The organism is Pseudomonas sp. PB120 (assembly GCF_009761815.1).
GTDB lineage: Bacteria > Pseudomonadota > Gammaproteobacteria > Pseudomonadales > Pseudomonadaceae > Aquipseudomonas.
The window spans coordinates 1-1,352 of the sequence record NZ_RWIN01000101.1 but is presented as its reverse complement, the minus strand read 5'-3'; the positions used below and the strand labels follow the sequence as shown (position 1 = coordinate 1,352).

Genomic DNA, 1,352 nt, shown 5'->3' with positions numbered 1-1,352 from the left:
CTTGCTCCCGCTGGGCTGCGCAGCGGCCCCAAAAAGATTGCTCATGGTGTGTCTGGTGTACGGCGTTGGTTGGTGATGGGACTGCTGCGCAGTCCAGCGGGAGCAAGCTCCCTCGCCACAAGGGTGTTGGGGTCAGGCTGGCGGGTCCAGGTTGTCCAGGGCCTGGTTGACGGCCAGGTCGGCGAGCATGATGACTTGCTGGATGCCGAGCAGCATGCTGCGCTGTGGGCCGTCCACAAACACCGCGAAATCACTGGCCATGATGCTCGCGGAGGCCAGTGATTCGCAGGCGTGGGCCAGCAGGCTGGGGGTGTCGATGTTGGGTGTGAGGGTGAACATTCTGCTGGGATTGTGGGGGCTGGTGTTTTTGAGGAGGGTGGGTTTTAGGTGAAGGTCGGATTTGCTTTTGGCGGTGGTGTTTTCGGGGTTTGATTCGGGAGGATTGGGGGTTGGCTTGGGCATGGAAAATCTCCTATGGAAACTGGAACCACCATGACCTATCGCTAAACAAGTAAGGGTGGCAGCTGTACGCAGGTTAGCGATCCGGGACATAGGAAGCCCGGGTAGACCCGAAGGTCTCCCACGCACAGCCGCCATGACACAAAATTGCAGACGCAAAGGGCTGCACTTCAGGCTGGGGCGTTGTAGCGCCTATGTATGGTCGGATCGCTAAACCCGGTCGCTGATGGGCAGCGACACAGTGACGATAGAGACCAGGGGCCAAGCGCACAAGCCGGCGGATTCTGGCGTAGGTGTAGGCAATGGCGCAAGGATCTGTAGCTTTCATCGAGTGTTCCTACACATGCTTAAACACATCCCTGGATAGCTATATAAAAATGGTGGGAGTTGCCTTGCTCCGGGCGGTGTTTCGGCGATGGTGGCGTGTCAGGCAACGTCAGTGCTGAATGGGATACCGTAATCGCGAGCAGGCTCGCTCCCACAATTTGATTGGTGTACATCCGTGGGAGATTGGTTGGTTGGCAGGCCGCCTTCGCGAGCAAGCTCGGTTCCTACAGGGATTCGGGGCATCGACGGGGGAATGGTCGGCTGGCAGGCCGCCTTCGTCTGCAACGCGATCAACTGTAGGAGCTAGCTTGCTTGCGATGGTCGTGAACGATGACGCGGGCTGTCTGGATTAACGCGTTGTCTGGACGTTTTTCGCGAGCAAGCTCGCTCCTACAGAAGAGCGAAGAGCAAAGCAGGTCGCGCGCGCACGCTGCTCTTCACCACTCAACAGGCCGAGTGTCAGCTCGCCTGCAGCTTTTGATCTTGATCCACCCGCCCCGTCGGGAGGCTGAGTGGAGGTGTTCATCCGGGGAGTGGCGCGCAGCGCCGTTCGACGCAGTCGAACA

Annotated in this window: 2 protein-coding genes; both read right to left on the bottom strand. The window is 59.1% G+C overall.

Translation table 11 applies throughout. The features are described from left to right. Positions 1-132: 132 nt before the first annotated feature. Complete coding sequence (locus tag EJA72_RS18835) at positions 133-462, bottom strand: DUF6124 family protein (protein ID WP_157712916.1); 330 nt, start codon at positions 460-462, stop codon at positions 133-135. Between the two features lie 673 nt (positions 463-1,135). Then, positions 1,136-1,352, bottom strand: a 217-nt coding sequence (locus EJA72_RS29035) for a hypothetical protein (protein WP_218574374.1), incomplete at its 5' end; no start/stop codon positions are given.

Excerpts from the sequence above, each read along its gene's own strand:
- EJA72_RS18835 (WP_157712916.1), bottom strand. The coding sequence starts at position 462 with ATGCCCAAGCCAACCCCCAATCCTCCCGAATCAAACCCCGAAAACACC.